Source organism: Neisseria sp. HMSC075C10 (assembly GCF_001815615.1).
GTDB classification, from domain to species: Bacteria; Pseudomonadota; Gammaproteobacteria; order Burkholderiales; family Neisseriaceae; genus Neisseria; species Neisseria subflava_A.
Map to the genome: position 1 here is coordinate 194,134 of NZ_KV821248.1, position 20,421 is coordinate 214,554.

A 20,421-nucleotide genomic window follows, 5' to 3' on the forward strand; every position below is an offset into this window, starting at 1 on the left:
CAGACGGCCTTAAGTTTTTGAATCGGTTTAGAAGAATTTTGCAGCTATATAGCCGAGTGCAAGCAGGCTCAAAACGGCGAATACGATAGCCATTGTAAGCAGGAACTGTGTTTTCTTCCTCGCTGCAAGTGCTGCCAGCTCAGGATTTTGGTCTAACTCTTCGCGTAGTTGGGATTCCAACTCGGCACGGATTTTCTTGCGCAGCTTTTTCTCTTCCTGCTCGCGCTCGTATTTGAGCTTGTGGGCGATTTCGGTTTGTTTTTTATGCTCGAAAGAGATTTTTTCCTGCCATTCAATGCGCTTACGCTGGATGGCCAGCTCATTTTTTTCTGTCAAATCAAAGTGGCAGGTTTTACATTCCTGTGCATCTAGTTCGTCAATAATCGTCATGCAGACGGGGCATTGGATAGGGTCGGGAGTATTGGCTGCCGACATAGTTTCTTCTTCAACTGCTTCCAATTCCATAGACTGACGGACGATCACGTCCAAACCCAAATAGCTGAAGTAATGCTGCGCATTTTCGCGCTCATCTTGGGTACATTTTTCGGCCACAATCGCTTGCGGACGCTCAGCCAAGGCTTGAATCAGGCTCTCGACTTCGTTTTCGGGCAGGTTCTCATACAGGCAGGCGTGGATGAGCTCCCTATCCGTGTTCGGCGGATAGGAAACGTATACGTCGAAAAATTTTTCTTGTTTGCTCATTGATATCCCATGAGTATTTCGACTGCGTCAACCAAATGGGTTTAGCCTAAGGTTTTGTTATTGTGTTTGAGCTGTTTTGGCTTATGATACGAGCCAAAACAGAGGCTGCAGTCTCAGGCAGACCAGGTACGGTTTGCCTTTGTGTCGTTAATCGGCTGGACAATAATTTTTTATTTATATGGAAACATACATGTCCAATGTTATGTCTATTGTAGAGTAAATATTTACGCCCGATATTATTATTATAAAGTAAATCTAAAATTGTTTAAAATAAATTCACACAAAAGGCCGTCTGAAGATACAGACGGCCTGTTTTTGTGGCAAAAACGGATTGTTTATACGGAGAAGGACGAACCGCAACCGCAAGTTGTCTCTGCATTCGGATTGCGGATGACGAATTGAGAACCTTGCAGGCTTTCGGTGTAGTCGATTTCCGCACCAACCAAATATTGGTAGCTCATCGGGTCAACCAAGAACGTCAGGCCGTTTTTCTGGATTTCAAAATCGTCGTCATTTTTGATTTCGTCAAAGGTAAAACCGTATTGGAAGCCGGAGCAACCGCCGCCGTTGACGAATACGCGCAATTTCAGGTCGGGATTGTTCTCTTCGGCAATCAGGTCGGCAACTTTGGTGCAGCAGCTGTCAGTAAAGATAATAGGGCTTTCGTCTGACATGATGTGATTCCTTTTATATGAATATTTTTACTATTGTCGCGCAAACCGTTAGTCAAGGCAAGTTTGTGCAGACAGGGTCTGCCAGCTTACATGGAGGGCATGGCAGAAATTTCAAGCACCAGTATGTCAGATTTAGATGCTTCTGCCAAACCATTCTACACGGCCGATGATGGCAACGTCGTCGGTCGGGTTTTTCAAGTCGATTTCAAAAGTAGGGTAGGCCTCGTTGGCAGAAATGACGTTGACGATGCCGCCGGGTATCAGTTGCAAGCGTTTGACCAAAAGGTTTTCGTTAAGGCGTAAAACATAGAGGCCGTCGCGCGGCGTGGTTTGGCCGTGGTTGATGAGGATGGTGTCGCCATCATTCAGCACGCCTTCCATCGAGTCGCCTTTGACTGAGATAACGGAAAGGTTTTTGATGTCGCGCGTCACATAATTTTCTATCCAATAGCGTCGGAACGCCATGGCGAACATGGGCTGTTCATCGCCGACGAGCTGGCCGTGTCCGGCCGCTGCTTGGATGTCGTAACGCGGTACGAAGACAAATTCGTCTATATCGACAGGGTTGCCCAGTGTGTCGGTTGCTGTGGCTTTTGGGGCTTCGGAATCGGGGAAGGGAGAACCTTCGCCTGTCAAAAGCCAGTCTATGCTACAGCCTTTAAGTTGTTTGATTTTTTTTAGCGTTTCCGATTTCGGCAGGCCGCCTTCGTTCCAGATACGGCTGAATCCGGCGATGGTCATATCAATGTCGGCGGCGATCTTGGCTTGGCGGGCTTCATCTTTCCATAAGAAAGCCAGGCGGTCTTTAAAGGTATCCATGTTTATGCCTTTATGGAGGTATGTTTTTTATATGGTTTGGACGATTTGAGTGTATTTTACCTTAGTTTTTATAAAATTGTAAGAAAAAAATTACCTAACCTAAGAAAAAGTATTGCACATTCTATTTTTTCTTAGTATTATTCGTTTTGTCTTAGATGAATCGATATTTCTAATTTTTTGTTCGATTTTTCTTAGTTTAGTTTTATTTGGTTTAGTTTTTCTGACTTAAACCTGCTATGTGATTATGATGAGAGGTGTGAAATGACTCGTTCGCGTAAAAATATTTTTTGGGTGCTACTGGCGTTGGTACTGGGTTTTTTTGCCCTGCCTTTCGGATCTTCGGAAGCACATGAAGCGGACGGTAATTTGACGGCTTCGGAATGCGAACGTTTGGGCAGCTTGAGTTTGGATCAGATGGACGGCAGGCTGCTTGCCTTCGCCAAAGAATGTGATATGGTGGAGGCCACCCACGATTGGGAGCAACAGTACGGTAACTTGAATGAAGAAGAAATGCTTGCCGGCGTGGTGTATGAGTGATGTTTGCGTATGAATTAATAAAGGCCGTCTGAAAACCATTGTTTCAGACGGCCTTGTATTTTTAATAAGAATGATATTAAGGCATTAATGGTGCATTAGTCAGGCCGGTGGTTTCGGGCAGGCCGAACATAATGTTCATATTCTGCACGGCTTGACCGGCTGCGCCTTTAACCAAGTTGTCGATGACGGAAAGAACAATCCACACATCGTCTTGATTGGGCGCTCTTTGAACGCTGATACGGCAAAGGTTGGCGCCGCGCACGCTGCGGGTTTCAGGTGTCGAACCTGAAGGCAAAATATCAACAAAAGGACTGTCGCGGTAGTATTCGTGCAGCAAGGCTTCAGGATCGGTATGTTCTTGCAGGTGCAGATACAGAGTGGCATGCATACCGCGTATCATCGGAACAAGGTGTGGCACGAAAATCAGGCCGTCTGAAACATGGTCTTGCAGTCTGGACAGGGTTTGTTGGATTTCAGGCAAATGGCGGTGGCCGCTGACTCCGTAGGCTTTGAAGTTTTCACCTGCTTCACACAATAGGGCGTGGGTACTGGCTTTGCGGCCTGCACCAGAAACACCGGATTTACAGTCGGCAATCAGCGGCGCGTTGGCTTTCAGACGACCAGCCTGAAGCAGCGGCAATAAGGGCAGAGAAACGCAGGTAGGGTAGCAACCCGGATTGGCCACCAGCATGGCTTTGGCGATGTCGTCTTTGTAAAGTTCGCACAAACCGTACACTGCTTGGGAAACGAGTTGCGGCGCTGCATGGGTCATTTTGTACCATTGTTCCCATGTGGGGATGTCGCGGATGCGGAAGTCGGCAGATAGGTCAATCACGCGTACGCCTTTTTCCACAAGGGCCGGTGCTTCTTTCATGGCTACGCCGTTGGGCGTAGCGAAGAATACGAGGTCGCAGAGGTCAAGCCCGGCCTCTTCGGGCGTTTGGAATGCAAGGTCGTAAATGCCGCGCAGGCTGGGGAAGTAGTCGGCAACCGCAATACCGGCTTCGCTTCGGCTGGTGACGGCAGTGACTTCTGCGTTGGGGTGGCTGCTGAGCAGGCGCAACAATTCGACGCCTGTGTAACCGGTTGCACCAACGATACCAATTTTAATTTTTGTGGTCATGGTGTGGCTCCTTTGTAGGGATGACAATGCGTTTGATTATATAGTAATTAATTGCAGTCGGTCAGCGATGCTTGTGCCAAGCTTTGCAAGGGACGGTTAAACAGGCCGTCTGAAATATAGCATGAATAATATTCGAGAGCGGGTTTCAGACGGCCTGAGCGTTTGAAAAACGCAGTTTGCGGTTCGATTTGTCTGTTGATTTGTGGTGGGTGTTTCGTCTTTATCCTATCCATACAAACACAAAATAAAAACGCAAAAAAATGCCCCCGGGTTGGAGAACCGGAGGCAAGTATCCAAGGAGTAGCTCTCATTAATAAGAACTAGTTACTTAGTACTATATCTCTTGTTAGGATTGAAAGCAAGCGTTTTGCACATTTTAACATTTAAATAATTTTTTCATTCAAATTCAGAGAGCTATCAAACAGGGCTTGAATTTTGGGTTGGTGGCTGATGCCGATGACCAAAGTATTGGGCAAATGTTGCTTGAGGGTCTGCATCAACATCAGGGCGGATTCGTCATCAAGCTGGTTGGTGGCTTCATCTAGGAACAGGATTTGCGGTTTGTGCAGCAGTGCGCGTGCAAGGCTGAGGCGTTGTTGTTCGCCGCCGGAGAGAATGCCGTGCCATTCGTATGAAGTGTCCAAATCGTTCATCAACGTGTGCAGTCTACCCGTGGGGCTGTTTAGGCCGACTTGTTTCAAAACGGTTTGAATCAAATGGTCGTCTTGGCAGGCTGAGTAAGGGTAGCTGACGGTTTGACGCAGGGTATCGGTAGGCAGGTAAGGGCGTTGCGGGAAGAACAGGCGGCTGCCTTCAAGGGAAAAACTGCCGTGATAATACGGCCATAAACCGGCAAGCACGCGAAGCAGCGTGGATTTGCCGATGCCGCTTCGACCTTCAAGCAATACCCATTCCGGAGAACGGGCTTGGAGGTGAATATCAGTAAGCAGGGGGCTGCCGGTTTGGGTGTAGACGGTAAGGTTTTGCAAGACGACCTTGCCGCTATGATGCGGCAAATCTGTTTGGTGTGACTGAAGGGAGGGGCTTTTTTGTTCTGCTTGTTCCAAGGCCGTCTGAAAACCGGAAAGCCGTTCGATGACTGCCGCCCATTCAATCAGGCGGCGGTATGCATCGGTAAACCAGCCGAAACTGTCTTGAACGCGGGCAAACGATGTGCGCGTCTGCATCATGTCGCCGAAGGTCATGGTTTTGGCGAGGTACATGGGCAGGGTGGCGAGGATGGGGATGAAGATGCTGATGCGGACATAGGTTGCCCAGAAGGTTTCTTGGCGGAATTCGCAGTTGGTGAGCCGCCGCCAGTTGTCGCGGATGCGGAGGTAACGTTGTTTCAGACGGCCTGTTTCCGCTTCGCCGCCGTTGTAGAAGGCGATTTGTTCGGCATGGTCGCGTACACGTAAAAGGGCTGCGCGGTAGTCAGCTTCGCGATGCTGGCGGTCGATATTGAGGTTTTTTAGTTTGCGGCCGACAAGATGGGCGATGACGGTGCTGAAGATGGAATAAATCAGTGCAACCCAAACAAGGTAGCCGTAAACGGTAATGCTGTATCCGCCGATGTTGAAAGTCTGTACGCCGGAGAGCGTCCACAGTACGGTGACAAACGCGCTGAATTTGGCAATATTATTGATGAAGGAGCGAAAGAGGCCGATGCTTTTGTCGGCAAGCAGGTAAATGTCTTCGGCGATACGTTGGTCGGGGTTGTCCGGTTCGCCTGTCAGGCGCAGACGGTAGTGTTTGTGGCCTTCGAGCCAGTTTTTTTGAAATTGCTCGGTCAGATGGGTGCGCCAACGGAAGATGAGGCGTTTTTGCAGCCAGTCGGCACAAACGATACAGCCGATAACCATCGCCATATAGCCGAGGTATTCGACAATGAGCGAAGGCATGGATGCGCCGTCAAATGCAGCCAGTGCGTCGTAGAAGCGTTTGTCCCATGCGGCAATCCAAACGCTGATGGTAATAGAGAATAGGGTGAACCCTATCAAAACGGTGAGCATCAGCCATTGGAGGTGACCGTGTGCCCCTGACCAAAAAGGGCGGGCAAGGTAAAAGAATTTTTTGAGTGTTTTCATAATGCTTGTGAATGCATGCGAATGGCCGTCTGAAAGTGAAATTGTACTTTCAGACGGCCTTTTTATCAGCAATAGTTGGTTTTTATATGCTTTTGAAGAGTGGGGGTAATCCACTCTCGGTTTGTCGCTACTTACATCTTCCACTTCAGGCTGAACACGGCATTGCGCGGTTCGCCGTAGAAGTTGCCGCTGTTGGCGGCACGGCTGTATTGGTTTTCGTAGTAGCGTTTGTCGGTCAGGTTGTTGATTGCCAGTCCCAGTTGCAGGTTTTTGCTCGGACGGTATTGGACGTTGGTATTCCAAATGGTGTAGCCGCCTTGCTTGATGGAGCCGTAGGAATTGGAGGTTTTGCTGCTGCTCTTCAAGCCAAGACCGACCGTCCATTTGCCGTCATCCACCGGCAGGACATAGCTGGTGTAGAGGCGGAACATATGCTTCGGCGTATGGCTGCTGAAGTTGTAGCCTTTTCGGCGCGATTCAACATTGCCGGTAACGCTGCTGCGGTTGGTGCTGCGGTTGAAGGTGTAGCCTGCGTAAACTTGCCAACGGTCGGTCAGGCTGCCGGAGATTTCGGCATCCAAGCCGCGGCTGCTTTGGTTGAGCGGTTCCCAGTAGGCGTGCGGTTTCGCATTAACGCGTTGGTTGTTGTTGTCTTTGTCGGTGCGGTAGAGGGCGACGGAAGTATTCAGACGGCCTTCGTTCCATTCGCCTTTCCAACCGAGTTCGTAGTTGCGACCCATAATCGGCGGCAGTAGGTTGTCGTTGTAGTCGCGGTTCATCGTTTGTTTGAAGATGGACGTATAGGCGGCGTAAATACTTTGTTTAGGCGTGATGTCGTAAGTGATGCCGGCATAAGGAACGAAGCGGTTGCGTTTGAGCGAGTCTGATGAACCTGCTGCCCCGTCTTTGAGGTCGCGATCCCAATAGTAGTCGCGTTTCCAGCTGGTGTAGCGTCCGCCTGCGATGATGTGTAGTTTGTCGGTAGGATTGATGCGCGCGCCCAAACCGAAGGCATGGGTAGTATAACGGCCGTCGCCGCCACGGGCTTTGGCTGTGGCAGAATCCCAATCGGGTTTGGCTTTCTCGCTGCCGTTAAAGGCATCTGCGTCATAGTTGCTGCTGTCGTTGAGCCAGCGGTTGCTTGAATTCACGTTCTCTTTGGAATAACTGTGCATGAAGAAGAGGTCGTGATTTTGGCCGAAAGCGAAGATGCGGCCGGTCAGGTTGTTTTGGAAAGTGAACTGGCGGTTGCCTGCATCGTAACGGTCGAAGCTGTATGTGGTTCCCAGGCCGTCTGTACCGATACCGTTACCTGTGCCGCCCAGCGTGTAATATTCTTTTGAACTGGTGTTTTTACGCCAGTCCAACTTGCTGCTCAGTTTCCAGTTGTTGTTGAAATAATGTTCAAACTCGGCAAAAAGATTGTATTTTTTCAGGCGAGCTTCGTTCCAATCCGCACCTAGATAGCGGCTGCGTTTCCACTCTTTGCCGTCTGCACGCATAGGCAGGCCGTCAGGATCAGGTGTTTCAGTTTGGTTGAGATAGCTTGCGCCCCAGGTAAGTTTGCTGTTGTCGCCGATGTCTTTGTCCATCACGCCATACAGAAGGATGTCGCGTCCGCCGGATTGGTCTTTGAAGGTTTTGTTGCTGCCTACCGAGCCGACAAAGCGTCCGCGCAGGCCGTGCTCTTGGCTTAAGGTACCGGATGCATCAAAGACGCTGTTTACTTTGCCCCATGAGTTTGCCATCAAATCAGCGGAAAGCTGGCGTTTTGCAGTTGGTTTTTTACGGACGGCGTTTACCGTGCCGCCGGGTTCGTTGTTTGCCTGTGTCAAACCTGCCGCACCGCGCACTACTTCAATGTGGTCGTACATTGCCATATCGGTTGCACTGGTCGGGTCGCCGGCCGGGCCGCCTAAGCCGAATCCGCCGGGTGAGCCGAGTTGAGTGGCAATACCATCTTCTTCAAACTGTTCGATAAAATAGCCGCGCGACATGAAATGCGTACGTCCGCCGCTTTTGAAAACATTGATGCCGGTAGCGTTTTGCAACGCACCTTCTAAGTCGGTGATGCCTTGGTCTTCAATTTGTTTTTTAGTAATGACGCTGACGGATTGGGGAATTTCCCGCGGAGAGAGCACCAGCCCTGTGGTTGAGCGCAGGGCGGATACGGTGTAGCTGTTTTGACTTTCAGTGCGCAGGCTTTTGTTTTTACCCACTACGGTAACTTGTTCCACTTCAGCCTGTTGTACCTCTTCGGCAGCTTGTGCGGCTTGGGGCAATGCGGCAAGGCAGAGAGCAAGTGTGCTCAGTTTGAATAGTTTCTCAGAATGATGCATTTGATGAGGTCCTTGATAAAGAAAGATCTATTTGTTTTTAAATATTGGCGGCAATATCTGTTTAAATTGAGCAGTTATTTTTTATAATCCGTTTTGTTTTAAAAATTAAATTTAAATCTCCGAATCATTTTATTTGATTCAATTTCGATTTTGCCAAACCATCGGGTCAAAAAAAGGTTGCCGCCGGAAAGGGAGCCGTTGGCAACGAATGGAGGTGGTAATGCAATGAAAGCTAGATACAAAGGGTAGTATCAAACTAGCCATAAATAACTATATCGAAACGGTGAAAAAAATCAACAGGAATTTTTTTCGGTTGAGAAAATTTTTTAGACTGTTTGCTTTATATCAAGGTTAAAAGAGTTTGATTGGAAAAGGCCGTCTGAAAACGGAAAGAATCGGTTTCAGACGGCCTTTGAATCAAGTGAGATTAGAACTTGTAATCGACTTTGAACATGACGTTGCGCGGTTGGCCATAGTAGTTGTTCGCGCCTTTGCTGCTGACTTTGTTGTTCTCGTAGTAGTAACGGTTGAACAGGTTGGTCGAAATCAGTGCAAGTTTCAGATTTTTCGATGCCTGATAATCAATGTTGGCATTGAATACCGCATGCCCGCCGCGCTTCACGCCGTAGAGGCTGGCGGTTTTGCTTTGTGCGGTTACGCCGCCGCCGATGGTCCATTTTTTGCCGTCAAAAGGCAGGTTGTAGCTGGTGTGGAGGCGCAGCATGTGTTTGGGCGTGTGCAGGCTGAAATTGGTGCCTGCGGGGACGGTGCCTTTGCTTTCCGCTTCAAGATATTTGGACTGGTTGAACGTATAACCCGCAAACAGTTTCCAATCTTCGCTCAGGTTGCCGGATATTTCGGCTTCGATGCCGCGGCTGCGGACTTTGCCGACGGGTTCCCAATACCATTTTTGGTCTGCCGTATCCCAAACCTGCACCGCGCGGTTTTTCTGTTCAATGTCAAACAGAGCAAGCGAGGTATTTAGCTTGCGGTTAAACCATTCGCCCTTCCAGCCGATTTCGTAGTTCGCGCCGGTAACTGGGTCGAGATAGGATTTGTCTTTGCGCTGATTGCTGTTCGGTTTGAAGATGGATGTGTAGCTGGCATACAGGCTTTGGTTCGGCGTCAAATCGTAGGTAACGGCGAAATAGGGATTGAAACGGACGGTTTTGCGGTCGGTAACCGAATCAGGATCGTTGTCTATCTTGCCGCCCGTGTAGAAATAGTCGGTTATATATTTCGATTTGATGTGGTTCCAGCGCGTACCTGCCATGATGTGCAGTTTTTCTTTCAACATATTGAAACGGAAGCCCAAAAGCAGCGCGTGGGTGGTGCGTTTGGAATGGGTTTCCCAATACATCTGATAAGGTGTGGCGTACCAGTCGGCGGGTTCGGCGATTTCGTTACCGGTAAAGGTCATCGGGTCGAAGGAAACGCCCGGGTTGTATTGACGGCGGCTGCCGTTGTTTTTGGTGTGCGTGTAAGTGTATTCGGTAAAGATTTCCTGCGGCACGCCTATAATTTCAAATTTGCCGTTCAAATTATTTTTGAAAGTCAGTTGTTTTTCATCATTGTCGTAACGGCTCAACCAGCCAGAGGCTAATGCGCCGCCGGGCGTGTAGCCTGCGTAGGACGTGGACGTATTGTAAATGCCGCTGTTTTTCTTGATATTTTCGTTGTAGTTGTAATCCAGCTTGCCGGTATAACGCCAGTTGTCGTTGAAATAGTGTTCTACTTCGGCGAATGCGTTCGCTTTGTCGTAAATGCCTTTGTTCCAGTTGTAGCCCAAATAGGTATCGCGCGGCAGGTTCAATGCCACGCCCCAGTCGTCGGGCTTGGTGTGTTTGCGTTGATAGAGGCCGCCCCAAGTGATTTTGGTGTTGTCGCCGACGGATGCGTCCATCACGCCGTAAAGCGTGGCATTGCCGCCTTTGACGCGGTCTTTGAAATTTTTGTCGCGTTCCAATGCGACGACGGCGCGGCCGCGCAAAGTGCTTTCATCGTTCAGAAGACCTGAAAAGTCCCCCGTGGTGCGGACTTTACCGAAGCGGTCGATTTGGGCTTCACTCTGAATAATGCGTTCGCCGGTGGGGCGTTTGCGTACGGCGTTCACCGTACCGCCCGGCTCGCCGTTTGCCTGCGTCAGCCCGGTCGCACCGCGCACGACTTCGATATGGTCGTAAACGGCGATGTCGTTCATGCTTTGCGCGTCATACATCGGATTGTTGATGGCGCCGGGGACAGTAGATGAGATTCCGTCCTCTTCGATTTGGTCGATATAGAACCCGCGCGATTGGAAGCGCGGAATGCCGGCATCACGGATGACGTTGACACCGGTAGTGGTTTTCAGGGCATCAACCAAGTTGGTAATCCCCTGCTCATTGATTTGTGTCTTGGTAATCACGCTCACCGACTGCGGCGTTTCTTTCGGGGACAAGGCAAGGCCGGTGGTGGTACGCATGGCTGAAGTTGTGTAGGAGTCGCGGTTTTCGGTGCGGGTGGAACGGTTTTTGCCGGTTACGTTGACGGTTTGCAGCTCGGCAGTTTGTTCGGGCCGGGGTGTTGCCGTGTTTTCTGCTAAGGCTGCATAAGGCAGGGTGGCAATAATGAGTGTTAATGTTTTGAGGGTTGGGGCGTTCATGAACGTCTTTCTATAATTAAAATAAAATAATAATAATTATATTTTACGATAATTTTGTTGTTTTGTAATTTAAGAACAAGATTTTGAGAGTTTTTAGTGGATTTATGTTGTTTTTATGGTTTTTGAAGGTGTTTTTGAAATTAAACTAGCTAAGGGAATCAAGCGACAGGCCGTCTGAAAATTTTCGGGGTGGTTCGGCTATAATGCTGTTTTGGTTTTTTTAAGACCTTTGCAAAAATACGGTTTGCGTTGTTTTAAGCTGAATGTGTACCGGATTTGTTTGCAAAGGTTTTGGGGCATGAGGAGAAAGAGATGAAGAAAGTTTTGGTGTTGCAACATGGGGATTTGGGCGCGTGTGACTGGTCGGCGTTTGGCGGTTTGGTGTCTGCGCCATCAGGGAAGTCGGTGTTGCGTGTGCCGGTTTCGGATGATTTTGAACTGACGGACGGGATGCGTGCGGCGTTGATTGCGCAGCAGATAGATGGCGCGGTGTTGCCGGATGTGGCTTTTGCCGATTTGGGACTGATTGTCAGCGATATGGATTCGACGCTGATTACGATTGAGTGCGTGGATGAGATTGCGGCCGGTGTCGGGCTGAAGGATGAGGTGGCCAAGATTACGGAGCAGTCGATGCGCGGTGAGCTGGACTTTGAGCAGTCTTTGCGCAAGCGTGTGGCCTTGCTGTCCGGTTTGGACGAGCGCGTGTTGGAAGAGGTGTACGAGAATGTGTTGCAGCTGTCGCCGGGCGCGGAATTTTTGTTGGAAGCGTGTAAACGGAATGATGTGAAGTTTATGCTGGTGTCGGGCGGGTTTACGTTCTTTACGGAACGCCTGCAACGGCGTTTGGGCTTGGATTTCCATTTTGCGAATGTGTTGGAAGTGGAAAACGGCAAGCTGACAGGCCGTCTGAAAGGGCGGATTATAGATGCGCAGGCTAAGGCGGATTTGTTGCGCGAATACCGTGAGCGTCTGGGTTTGACTTCGTGGCAGGTGGTGGCGATGGGCGATGGTGCGAACGATATTCCGATGATACGGGAAGCGGGATTCGGCATTGCTTATCGGGCGAAACCGAAAACTGAAGCGAATGCGGATGCGTGTGTGCGCTTTGGTGGTTTGGAGCGGATACGCGGTTGGTTTGCGTAAACTGTTTGAGGTCAGGCCGTCTGAACAATCGGGAAACCGGTTTTCAGACGGCCTGATGTTTTATAAGGCGATAAAACGGTAGCCTTCGGCATCGACTTCGAGAATGGAGGCGTAATTGTCGCGCCAGTCGCCAAGTACGATGCGGGTGTAATCGGCGTTGAGGTGGATGTTTTCGCGGTGGGTATGGCCGTGAATGAGCAGGGGCGTGCGGAAGCGTTGGATGGTTTCGTGGGTAAAGGTTGGATTAACGTCCATGATGTCGGCGGTTTTGTGTTGTTTGTCCTGTTTGCTCTGCTTGCGGATTTTGGTGGCGATGTTCAGCCGGAGTGTGAGCGGCAGGAAAAGGAACAGGCGTTGCAGCCATTTTTGATGGACGGTACGGCGGAATTTTTGATAAGAATGGTCGTCGGTGCAGAGGGTGTCGCCGTGACAGAGTAGGGTGGGCATGCCGAATAGGTCGATCACGGCGTACTCAGGCAGTAAGGTCATGCCGGTAGCGCGGGCGAAGGTTTTGCCGATGAGGAAGTCGCGGTTGCCATGAATAAAATAGCAGGCAATGCCGCGCTCGGTCAGGCCGCGGATGGTTTGCTTGATGGTTTGCACCAAAGGGCTGTTTTCGTCATCGCCGATCCAAAAATCGAAAAGGTCGCCGAGGATGTACACGGCTTGGGCATGGACGGCTTTTTCTTGGATAAATTTTTGGAAGAGAGCGGTCAGTTGTGGATGGGATTCGCTCAGGTGCAAATCGGCGATGAAGTAAATCGGCATGATGATGTGGGGCGTATGGGAAGGGTTTTATTATAACTTGGGTTGTCGCGTTTGGATTTGTGCTTGGTGTTTTTCGTTTGTAATGCAGTGATTTTATTGTTTTGATTTGGTGTGATAAAGGCCGTCTGAAACATCTTTTCAGACGGCCTTTGTGGTTTATTGGGCTTTGCCCTGATAGGTGATTTGTTTCAGTGTCTCTTCTTGGTACAAGTCGCTGATGGGGACGGTATAGAAGAATTCGTTGCTGCGGACAAAGCGGTTGACCAAGTCTTTGTCAAGGTGGAGGACGTGGTGTCTCAGTTTGTTTAAGCCTTTGAATATCATGGTGTTCCAACGCATATAGCCGTCTGAATTGGGACGGATGTCGTTCATGGCATCAAGGGCGAGGAGTTTGCGGTTTTGCTCTTCTTTATCCAAAGGATGGGAATAAATGCTTTGGAAGTAAAACGGTTGCTCGGAGGGCGGCGGCAGGCTGAGGGAAGACCCTACTTTGCCGATAGGGAAGTCGTCGCTCAGATAATGTATGGTGTGCAAAAACAGATTGCCGCGGCGGTAATCGATTTTACGCAGGGCTTCGATGGCGGCCAGCGCAGTATGTTGGTGGTCGGGATGCGTATCAATATTTGGGGACGGCGTCACGATAATATCCGGCTGGAACGTTTCTATCAGATAGCCAAGGTTGTCTACCAAGCTGTTCCAAGTCGAGCCGGGTTTGAGATGTTTCGCCAATGGGGAGGTATTGGCACTGCGGAAAATATCGACATCGGTCGTATCGATTTTGGTCGATTTAATCTCTTTTTCCGGATTTTGGCGCATGGCGGTCAATGTGCTGTCGAAGTAGCCCAGCTGCAGGATGTTTTCAGACGGCACGCCGGCCAAAAGGGGAACGGCTAGGCTGTTCCAAACGCGCATCCGGCCTTTTTGTAGATATTGTGCCTGGGTGTCGAAGTCGTATGTGCTGTAAAGGTTGCCATAGTGGAAGCTGCCGCCTTCGCTGGCGGTTAAAGTGCAGATCATTGAATTAGCGGCGTGTTTTTCGTACAAACCGTATGCGCTGAGTTCAGCATCGTCAGCATGAGGCGCGAGGACAAGGATTTTTTTGCCGTCGAGGTTTTCACGCGGATAAACAGAGAGTTCGATTTCTTGATCTGGCAAGGACAGGTATTTGCCTTCAAAGCGGATGGTTTTGTCGTTGTCGGAAAAGGTGTCGCTCAGATTGATATAGCGCACGCCTTTTGCGCCGTATTCGAAATATTGCTTCCATTTGCCTTTAGATGAAATGGTTTCAACAAAAGGCAATATCAGTAATCCTGCCCAAGTGGATTTGATACGGATTTTGGCAATAACGGTATCTTGTCCGCTGATAGTAGCAGGCAAAGTCAGGCTGCCACTCTTGAGGGTAGCATGCGCGGTAGAGGGAAGGGAGGGATAGTTATAATCTTGGTGTGTGTCGTAGGCGAACTGTTTTTTATGAATAATTGAAGTAATAATAAACAACGTAACAAAAAAAATCAGTATCAGCCCCATTAGTATCAGAAACATTGTCAGGTTCCTTTATTGTTATAACAGCTATGATATTGCTTGCGAAGTCTATTTGTTTGTTTTTCTTACAAACGGTTGTTTTTAATACTCTAACGTCATTGAAGTAAACATTTAAAATAAAACAGTTTGTGGGTTGATTATATATAAACGACCAAAATGTAGAAAGGCCGTCTGAAAGATTTGAAAGAAATTTCAAAAATTTCAGACGGCCTTGATATTTTAAAGGTTAAGCCGGTAAATTATGCTTCTTTTGTTTCAACTGTTTTCTGACGCAGACGCAGGCTCAACTCGCGAAGTTGTTTGTCGTCGACCACATTAGGTGCATTGGTCAGCAGACATTGTGCACGTTGTGTTTTCGGGAAGGCAATCACGTCGCGGATAGATTCAGCACCGGTCATCAGGGTAACCAGACGGTCGAGACCGAATGCAAGGCCGCCGTGAGGAGGCGCACCGAATTTCAGGTTGTCCAAGAGGAAACCGAATTTCTCTTGTTGCTCTTCAGGGCTGATTTTCAGTGCGGCAAACACTTTCTCTTGTACGTCTGCGCGGTGGATACGGATAGAGCCGCCGCCGATTTCCCAGCCGTTCAATACCATGTCGTAGGCACGGGCCAGGCAGTTTGCAGGGTCGGAAACCATCAGGTCTTCATGACCTTCTTTTGGCGCGGTAAACGGATGGTGTACGGCAACGTAGCGGTCGGCTTCTTCGTCGTATTCGAACATTGGGAAATCGACAACCCACAAAGGTTTCCATTCGTCTACGAAGTAGCCGTTGTCTTTGCCGTGTTCCAAGCCGACTTTAATACGCAATGCGCCGATGGCTTCGTTCACGACTTTGGCTTTGTCCGCGCCGAAGAAGATGATGTCGCCGTTTTGTGCGCCGGTACGCTCGATGATTTCTTTCAGGGCGTTTTCAGACAGGAATTTCACGATTGGAGATTGCAGGCCGCTTTCTTCGCCGTTGGAAAGGTTGCTGACATCGTTTACTTTGATGTATGCCAGACCTTTCGCGCCGTAGATGCCGACAAATTTAGTGTATTCATCGATTTCTTTGCGGCTGAATTTCGCGCCGTTCGGTACGCGCAGAGCGACCACGCGACCGCCTTTCATGTCGGCTGCGCCACGGAAAACTTTAAATTCTTCCGTTTTCATCAGGTCGGTCAACTCGGTAAATTTCAAGTTGATGCGCATGTCCGGTTTGTCAGAGCCGTAGTAGAACATGGCTTCAGAATAAGGCATGCGTGGGAAGTCACCCAAATCCACGCCCAATGCGTCTTTGAAGACTTGTTTAGCCATGCCTTCGGTGATGTCCATGATTTCATCCTCGTTCAAGAACGAGGTTTCCAAGTCGATTTGGGTAAATTCAGGTTGACGGTCGGCACGCAAATCTTCGTCGCGGAAACATTTGGTGATTTGGTAGTAACGGTCGAAACCGGCCACCATCAGCAGTTGTTTGAACAATTGCGGCGATTGCGGCAGAGCGAAGAATTCACCCGGATGAACGCGGCTCGGCACGAGGTAGTCGCGCGCGCCTTCCGGAGTGGAGCGGGTCAGCATCGGGGTTTCGATGTCGATGAAGCCTTGCGCATCCAAGTAGCGGCGAACGCCCATGGCCACTTGGTAACGCAGGCGCAGGTTGCGTTGCATGGTAGGACGGCGCAAGTCGATAACGCGGTTGGTCAGGCGAACGTTTTCGCTGATGTTTTCATCGTCGATTTGGAATGGCGGCGTAGCGGCGGCGTTCAAGACTTCAATTTTTTTGGCGAGGATTTCGATTTTGCCGGAAATCATTTTGTCGTTGGTCGTACCTTCAGGACGGTTGCGTACGCGGCCGGTAATGCTCAAAACATATTCGTTGCGGGAAGAGTCGGCAGCGGCAAATGCTTCCGGAGTGTCAGGGTCAATCACGACTTGAACGATGCCTTCGCGGTCGCGCAGGTCGATAAAAATCACACCGCCGTGGTCGCGTCGGCGGTGTACCCAGCCTTTGACGGTAACGGTTTGGTCTAAGTATTGCTCGCTGATAAGGCCGCAATAGTTGGTACGCATAAAATCACCTTTTTATATTGTTCAATTTGAAAAGAAGGAAAGGCCGTCTGAAAAAAGAAGACCTTAATTGTTATGTTCGGTATTACCGTCTTTAGACGGCTTTTGGGTGGGTAGGGCTTTAACCGGTAAGTCGTCCGGCATTACCATGCCCAGCGAAATTACATATTTCAATGCCTGATCCACACTCATGTCCAGCTCGCGAACGTCGCTTTTTTTTACCATGATGTAATAGCCGCCGGTTGGGTTGGGCGTGGTTGGGACGTAAACAGAAATATAGTCGTCATCTTGCGGCAGGCTGCCTTTGAGTTTGGCGGGAATATGGCCGGAAACAAAGGCTATCGTCCAAATGCCCGGTTGTGGAAAGGGAACCAGTACGGGGGTTTTGAACGAGCGGCTGCTGTCGGAGAGCAGGGATTCGGAAACTTTTTTAACGCTGGAGTAGATGGATTTGACGACGGGAATGCGTCCTAAAAGGCTGTCCCATGCGCCGAGAATCCGCCTGCCCAATACGTTGGCGGCGAATACGCCGGTAACGAACAAGACGACTGTGGCGGCGACGATGCCCAAGCCGGGAATGTTGAACCCCCAGAAATGCTGGGGCTGCCAGCTTTCCGGCAATAGGCTGATCAGTCTGTCGGCGGCGGATATGATGTAGGTCATCGCCCAAATGGTTACGGCAATCGGCAACCAAACCAGCACGCCTGTAATCAGGTATTTCTTTAAAGCCTTGGCGATTTTTCCGCTTTCGGCTGCGGCTTCTGTCATCTTTGTTTCATTCCGGCAAGTTTTGCCCAAACTTTGCATTATACGCGTTTGGACGCTAGGAAACGAGTATTTTAAACGAATGGCTTGTTTTGTTTTATTGTTTCAGACGGCCGCCTTGATTGCAAAGGCCGTCTGAAACAATATGGGGTCATTTAGATGCCGTCCCAGTCGTTGAACATCAGGCCGAAGCCGATGCCGTTTTGTTTGTGGTTGTAGTCAATCAGGCTTTCGCCGTAGCCGTGGAAGCCGCGGACAACGCCTTTGAGTTTGCCTTTGATGGGAAAAGTATAGGCCGCTTCAACGGCGCCGCGTCCGCTTTTTGGATTGTAGCGCAGGACGGAATAAACATTTTGTTTGTCATTGAGGCGGTATTGGACTTTCAAGTCGCCGTAACCCATGTATTTGTTGATGTCCGGATTGTCGTCATCGTCTCCTTTTTGGTCGAAGGCGCGCATCCAAACCCTAGGGATGACGGTCAGCTTGCCCCATTCCATGCCGGCCATGGCGTAAACCCGGTTCCATGAGCGTGATTCAGGGCGGCTTTGACCGTTGGACTGGTGAACAAAACCTGCGCCAACCATACGCAGTTTGCCGCCGAAAGGCAGGTCTGCTTTAACGGGTTGGGTAATGAAGATTTCGGGTTCGTAGTCGGTGTTGCGGAACGGGGCGGATTTGCGGCCTTGGTTGAAGATTTGCCAGTCGGATTTTTGGGTATAGCCAAACCATACGTCGGCACGGGTTTTGAATAAATCTTCGGCAATCTTGCTTTTGAAAGAAACCTGCATTTTGGTTTCGAGGCGTTTTTGCTCGCTGAATTTTTCCTGTGTGGTTACACCGCGGCTGGGGGATTCCGGGTAGTAGTTGGGGCTGCTGTTGTACCAAACGGGCATGAGGTACATAGGATTATGCTCGCGTACGCTCAACAGGCCGCGTGTGTCGTTTTTATCCAAATCGTACATCAGGCTTAGAGGCGTGTAGCTGTCGGCAGTTTCGCTTAATACGTCGTCTGAAATATTCGGATGGGTAGGATTGTCGAATACAATGGCTGCTTCTTTTTTCTCAATGCTCTTGCGCACGCTTTTTTCGAGGTCAACCGGTGTTTTGGCCGTTTCGGTTTGCGCTTGCGGCAGTGGGGATTGAGGGGGGAGTTGCGCCGAGTAGATGTTGTCGTAACACGCCAAACGGGTGGCGTTGTCTTGAATGGTGGTGCAGTGTAGGGCGGAATCGGCGGCGGCCAGCGGGGCGGCGGCAATGAATCCGATACTTAGGGAATGTTTCAACATCTTGTTCATGAGAGTTTCCGTTATTTTTCAGACGGCCTGATGAGAGGGTAAATAGGTTTATTTAGTCGGTTTAGGCTGTGAATACGGCAATGCCCCTGAAAGGCAGGACCTCAGGGGCATCGTATCAGCTCGATTCATCCTGTTTTGATTGTCAGGATTTCCGGCATCTGCGTCAGTATTAAGCCAACGCTTTTACTTTAGCAGACAGACGGCTTTTGTGACGGGCTGCTTTGTTTTTGTGGAATACGCCTTTGTCAGCGATGCGGTCGATGACTTTAACGGATTCTTGGTAAACTGCTTGAGCAGCAGCTTTGTCGCCGGCTTCAACTGCTTTCAACACTTTTTTCACAGCGGTACGGAATGCAGTACGCAGGCTGGCGTTGTGGGCGCGTTGTTTAACCGACTGGCGGGCACGTTTGCGGGCTTGTGCGCTGTTTGCCATATTGAATATCTCCTGAAAAATAAATTCTGTAAACGCGCAATTTTAAAGACAGATTTCCTTGTATGCAAGCTTTTTCTCTATAAACGCGCGCAAATCAGCCGTATTTTGCCCAAAAACGACAGCCGGTGCAACGCTTTTGGTAAAAAGATGGTGTTGCTTTGCCTTATTTCAATAAAAATCAGATGGATATTGCTTTGCGTTTGCTTACGTTTCCATTACAATAGCCTAACTCTGCGCCGGGGTGTTTATGGGGTGCAGGGTTTCTTATTTATTGACATTAACCACTCTTTCATCAGGAATCTGCCCGTATGAAAAAATCTGTATTAGCCGTATTGGCCGCATTGTCTTTGGCCGCGTGCGGCGGTGGCGAGAAAAAAGCCGAGCAACCTCAAGCAGGCAGCGCGCCTGCTGCCAATGCCGAAGCAGCCGCCACCGATACTTTGAATATCTACAACTGGTCAAACTACGTTGACGAAAGTACAGTCGAAGACTTCAAAAAAGCCAACAATTTGAAGCTGACTTACGATTTGTATGAAAACAACGAAACGCTGGAAGCCAAAATGCTGACCGGCAAATCCGGCTATGACTTGGTTGTGCCCGGTATTGCCTTCCTGCCGCGCCAAATTGAGGCGGGTGCATACCAAAAAATCAATAAGGACTTGATTCCGAACTATAAAAACATCGACCCTGAATTGCTGAAGATGTTGGAAACTGCCGACCCGGGCAATCAATACGCCGTTCCATACTTCTCAGGTGTGAATACGATTGCGATTACGGCGAAGGGCAAGGAGCTTTTGGGCGGAAAATTGCCTGAAAACGGCTGGGATTTGCTGTTCAAACCTGAATACACCAACAAGCTGAAATCTTGCGGCATCGCTTTGTGGGATACACCGAGCGAAATGTTCCCAATCTTGTTGAACTACTTGGGTAAAGATCCTAAAGGCTCGAATCCTGAAGATTTGAAAGCGGCGGCGGAAGTGTTGAAGTCTATCCGTCCTGATGTAAAACGTTTCAGCCCTTCCATCATTGACGAATTGGCACGCGGCGATATCTGCTTGGCGGCAGGTAACGGCGGCGACTTGAACTTGGCCAAAGCGCGTTCTGAAGAAGTGAAAAACAACGTCGGCATCGAAGTGTTGACGCCGAAAGGCATGGGCTTCTGGATTGAATCTTGGCTGATTCCGGCCGATGCGAAAAACATCACCAATGCCCACAAATACATCAACTACACGCTTGACCCCGAAGTGGCTGCGAAAAACGGTATCGCCGTAACCTTCGCACCGGCCAGCAAACCTGCACGCGAAAAAATGCCTGCCGAGCTGGTGAACACTCGCTCTATTTTCCCGAACGAGCAAGACATGAAAGACGGTTTCGTCATGCCTCAAATGAGCGCAGATGCGAAAAAATTGTCTGTCAATTTGTGGCAAAAAATCAAAGTCGGTTCAAATTAATTGTGAGCTGATTGTTTGAAGTAAAGCAAAGGCCGTCTGAAATTTTTCAGACGGCCT

At 49.5% G+C, this 20,421-nt stretch carries 17 protein-coding genes; 3 read left to right on the forward strand and 14 right to left on the reverse strand.

The window, feature by feature from the left end:
* Nucleotides 1-27: 27 nt before the first annotated feature.
* From HMPREF3047_RS02925 to HMPREF3047_RS02935, 3 genes are all read right to left on the reverse strand, one after another.
* Nucleotides 28-702: a hypothetical protein gene (locus tag HMPREF3047_RS02925; RefSeq protein WP_070585107.1), complete on the reverse strand. Its 675-nt coding sequence runs from the start codon at nt 700-702 to the stop codon at nt 28-30.
* 335 nt (nt 703-1,037) lie between these two features.
* Complete coding sequence (gene erpA / locus HMPREF3047_RS02930) at nt 1,038-1,376, reverse strand: iron-sulfur cluster insertion protein ErpA (RefSeq protein WP_003680162.1); 339 nt, start codon at nt 1,374-1,376, stop codon at nt 1,038-1,040.
* A 132-nt stretch (nt 1,377-1,508) separates the two neighbouring features.
* Entirely contained in the window at nt 1,509-2,195 is a 687-nt protein-coding gene (locus tag HMPREF3047_RS02935; protein WP_003680158.1) for a S24 family peptidase, read from the reverse strand.
* Between the two features lie 261 nt (nt 2,196-2,456).
* Here HMPREF3047_RS02935 and HMPREF3047_RS02940 point away from each other — a divergent pair, with 261 nt between their 5' ends.
* Complete coding sequence (locus HMPREF3047_RS02940) at nt 2,457-2,732, forward strand: hypothetical protein (RefSeq protein WP_003748371.1); 276 nt, start codon at nt 2,457-2,459, stop codon at nt 2,730-2,732.
* 76 nt (nt 2,733-2,808) lie between these two features.
* On the opposite strand, the gene argC is transcribed toward HMPREF3047_RS02940, so the two are convergent.
* The 5 genes from argC to HMPREF3047_RS02960 all read right to left on the reverse strand — a co-directional run bounded on the left by argC (nt 2,809) and on the right by HMPREF3047_RS02960 (nt 10,922).
* Nucleotides 2,809-3,855, reverse strand: coding sequence for an N-acetyl-gamma-glutamyl-phosphate reductase (argC, locus tag HMPREF3047_RS02945; protein ID WP_070712144.1), 1,047 nt, complete (start codon nt 3,853-3,855; stop codon nt 2,809-2,811).
* A 47-nt stretch (nt 3,856-3,902) separates the two neighbouring features.
* Nucleotides 3,903-4,088: a hypothetical protein gene (locus tag HMPREF3047_RS11255; protein WP_141752518.1), complete on the reverse strand. Its 186-nt coding sequence runs from the start codon at nt 4,086-4,088 to the stop codon at nt 3,903-3,905.
* A 150-nt stretch (nt 4,089-4,238) separates the two neighbouring features.
* Nucleotides 4,239-5,942 carry an ABC transporter ATP-binding protein/permease gene (locus tag HMPREF3047_RS02950; protein WP_070712145.1) on the reverse strand — a complete coding sequence of 568 codons (1,704 nt, stop codon included), beginning with the start codon at nt 5,940-5,942 and terminating at the stop codon, nt 4,239-4,241.
* A 131-nt stretch (nt 5,943-6,073) separates the two neighbouring features.
* Complete coding sequence (locus HMPREF3047_RS02955) at nt 6,074-8,281, reverse strand: TonB-dependent siderophore receptor (RefSeq protein ID WP_070712146.1); 2,208 nt, start codon at nt 8,279-8,281, stop codon at nt 6,074-6,076.
* Between the two features lie 427 nt (nt 8,282-8,708).
* Nucleotides 8,709-10,922, reverse strand: coding sequence for a TonB-dependent siderophore receptor (locus tag HMPREF3047_RS02960; RefSeq protein ID WP_070712147.1), 2,214 nt, complete (start codon nt 10,920-10,922; stop codon nt 8,709-8,711).
* A gap of 312 nt (nt 10,923-11,234) precedes the next feature.
* On the opposite strand from HMPREF3047_RS02960, the gene serB reads away from it, so the two are divergent.
* Entirely contained in the window at nt 11,235-12,065 is an 831-nt protein-coding gene (serB, locus tag HMPREF3047_RS02965) for a phosphoserine phosphatase SerB (RefSeq protein WP_070712148.1), read from the forward strand.
* A 60-nt stretch (nt 12,066-12,125) separates the two neighbouring features.
* On the opposite strand, the gene lpxH is transcribed toward serB, so the two are convergent.
* The 6 genes from lpxH to rpsT all read right to left on the reverse strand — a co-directional run bounded on the left by lpxH (nt 12,126) and on the right by rpsT (nt 18,913).
* The gene (gene lpxH / locus HMPREF3047_RS02970; protein WP_070712149.1) at nt 12,126-12,833 is read right to left on the reverse strand and encodes a UDP-2,3-diacylglucosamine diphosphatase; all 708 of its coding nucleotides are present in this window, start codon (nt 12,831-12,833) and stop codon (nt 12,126-12,128) included.
* Between the two features lie 156 nt (nt 12,834-12,989).
* Complete coding sequence (locus HMPREF3047_RS02975) at nt 12,990-14,375, reverse strand: PIG-L deacetylase family protein (RefSeq protein WP_070712150.1); 1,386 nt, start codon at nt 14,373-14,375, stop codon at nt 12,990-12,992.
* Between the two features lie 239 nt (nt 14,376-14,614).
* On the reverse strand, nt 14,615-16,423 hold the full coding sequence (aspS, locus tag HMPREF3047_RS02980) for an aspartate--tRNA ligase (protein WP_070712151.1): 1,809 nt from the start codon (nt 16,421-16,423) through the stop codon (nt 14,615-14,617).
* Between the two features lie 63 nt (nt 16,424-16,486).
* Nucleotides 16,487-17,188, reverse strand: coding sequence for a DUF502 domain-containing protein (locus HMPREF3047_RS02985; protein ID WP_070712172.1), 702 nt, complete (start codon nt 17,186-17,188; stop codon nt 16,487-16,489).
* Between the two features lie 152 nt (nt 17,189-17,340).
* On the reverse strand, nt 17,341-18,480 hold the full coding sequence (locus HMPREF3047_RS02990; protein WP_070712152.1) for a phospholipase A: 1,140 nt from the start codon (nt 18,478-18,480) through the stop codon (nt 17,341-17,343).
* Nucleotides 18,481-18,649: 169 nt separating this feature from the next.
* Nucleotides 18,650-18,913 carry a 30S ribosomal protein S20 gene (gene rpsT / locus HMPREF3047_RS02995; protein ID WP_002212556.1) on the reverse strand — a complete coding sequence of 88 codons (264 nt, stop codon included), beginning with the start codon at nt 18,911-18,913 and terminating at the stop codon, nt 18,650-18,652.
* A 308-nt stretch (nt 18,914-19,221) separates the two neighbouring features.
* Between rpsT and HMPREF3047_RS03000 the strand changes: the two genes are divergently transcribed.
* Nucleotides 19,222-20,364, forward strand: coding sequence for an extracellular solute-binding protein (locus HMPREF3047_RS03000; RefSeq protein WP_070712153.1), 1,143 nt, complete (start codon nt 19,222-19,224; stop codon nt 20,362-20,364).
* The last annotated feature ends 57 nt before the right edge of the window (nt 20,365-20,421 follow it).

What these genes read in the sequence shown, in the direction of transcription:
- HMPREF3047_RS02925 (WP_070585107.1), bottom strand. Translation starts at nt 702, where the DNA reads ATGAGCAAACAAGAAAAATTTTTCGACGTATACGTTTCCTATCCGCCG.
- erpA (WP_003680162.1), bottom strand. Translation starts at nt 1,376, where the DNA reads ATGTCAGACGAAAGCCCTATTATCTTTACTGACAGCTGCTGCACCAAA.
- HMPREF3047_RS02935 (WP_003680158.1), bottom strand. Translation starts at nt 2,195, where the DNA reads ATGGATACCTTTAAAGACCGCCTGGCTTTCTTATGGAAAGATGAAGCC.
- HMPREF3047_RS02940 (WP_003748371.1), top strand. Translation starts at nt 2,457, where the DNA reads ATGACTCGTTCGCGTAAAAATATTTTTTGGGTGCTACTGGCGTTGGTA.
- argC (WP_070712144.1), bottom strand. Translation starts at nt 3,855, where the DNA reads ATGACCACAAAAATTAAAATTGGTATCGTTGGTGCAACCGGTTACACA.
- HMPREF3047_RS11255 (WP_141752518.1), bottom strand. Translation starts at nt 4,088, where the DNA reads ATGGATAGGATAAAGACGAAACACCCACCACAAATCAACAGACAAATC.
- HMPREF3047_RS02950 (WP_070712145.1), bottom strand. Translation starts at nt 5,942, where the DNA reads ATGAAAACACTCAAAAAATTCTTTTACCTTGCCCGCCCTTTTTGGTCA.
- HMPREF3047_RS02955 (WP_070712146.1), bottom strand. Translation starts at nt 8,281, where the DNA reads ATGCATCATTCTGAGAAACTATTCAAACTGAGCACACTTGCTCTCTGC.
- HMPREF3047_RS02960 (WP_070712147.1), bottom strand. Translation starts at nt 10,922, where the DNA reads ATGAACGCCCCAACCCTCAAAACATTAACACTCATTATTGCCACCCTG.
- serB (WP_070712148.1), top strand. Translation starts at nt 11,235, where the DNA reads ATGAAGAAAGTTTTGGTGTTGCAACATGGGGATTTGGGCGCGTGTGAC.
- lpxH (WP_070712149.1), bottom strand. Translation starts at nt 12,833, where the DNA reads ATGCCGATTTACTTCATCGCCGATTTGCACCTGAGCGAATCCCATCCA.
- HMPREF3047_RS02975 (WP_070712150.1), bottom strand. Translation starts at nt 14,375, where the DNA reads ATGTTTCTGATACTAATGGGGCTGATACTGATTTTTTTTGTTACGTTG.
- aspS (WP_070712151.1), bottom strand. Translation starts at nt 16,423, where the DNA reads ATGCGTACCAACTATTGCGGCCTTATCAGCGAGCAATACTTAGACCAA.
- HMPREF3047_RS02985 (WP_070712172.1), bottom strand. Translation starts at nt 17,188, where the DNA reads ATGACAGAAGCCGCAGCCGAAAGCGGAAAAATCGCCAAGGCTTTAAAG.
- HMPREF3047_RS02990 (WP_070712152.1), bottom strand. Translation starts at nt 18,480, where the DNA reads ATGAACAAGATGTTGAAACATTCCCTAAGTATCGGATTCATTGCCGCC.
- rpsT (WP_002212556.1), bottom strand. Translation starts at nt 18,913, where the DNA reads ATGGCAAACAGCGCACAAGCCCGCAAACGTGCCCGCCAGTCGGTTAAA.
- HMPREF3047_RS03000 (WP_070712153.1), top strand. Translation starts at nt 19,222, where the DNA reads ATGAAAAAATCTGTATTAGCCGTATTGGCCGCATTGTCTTTGGCCGCG.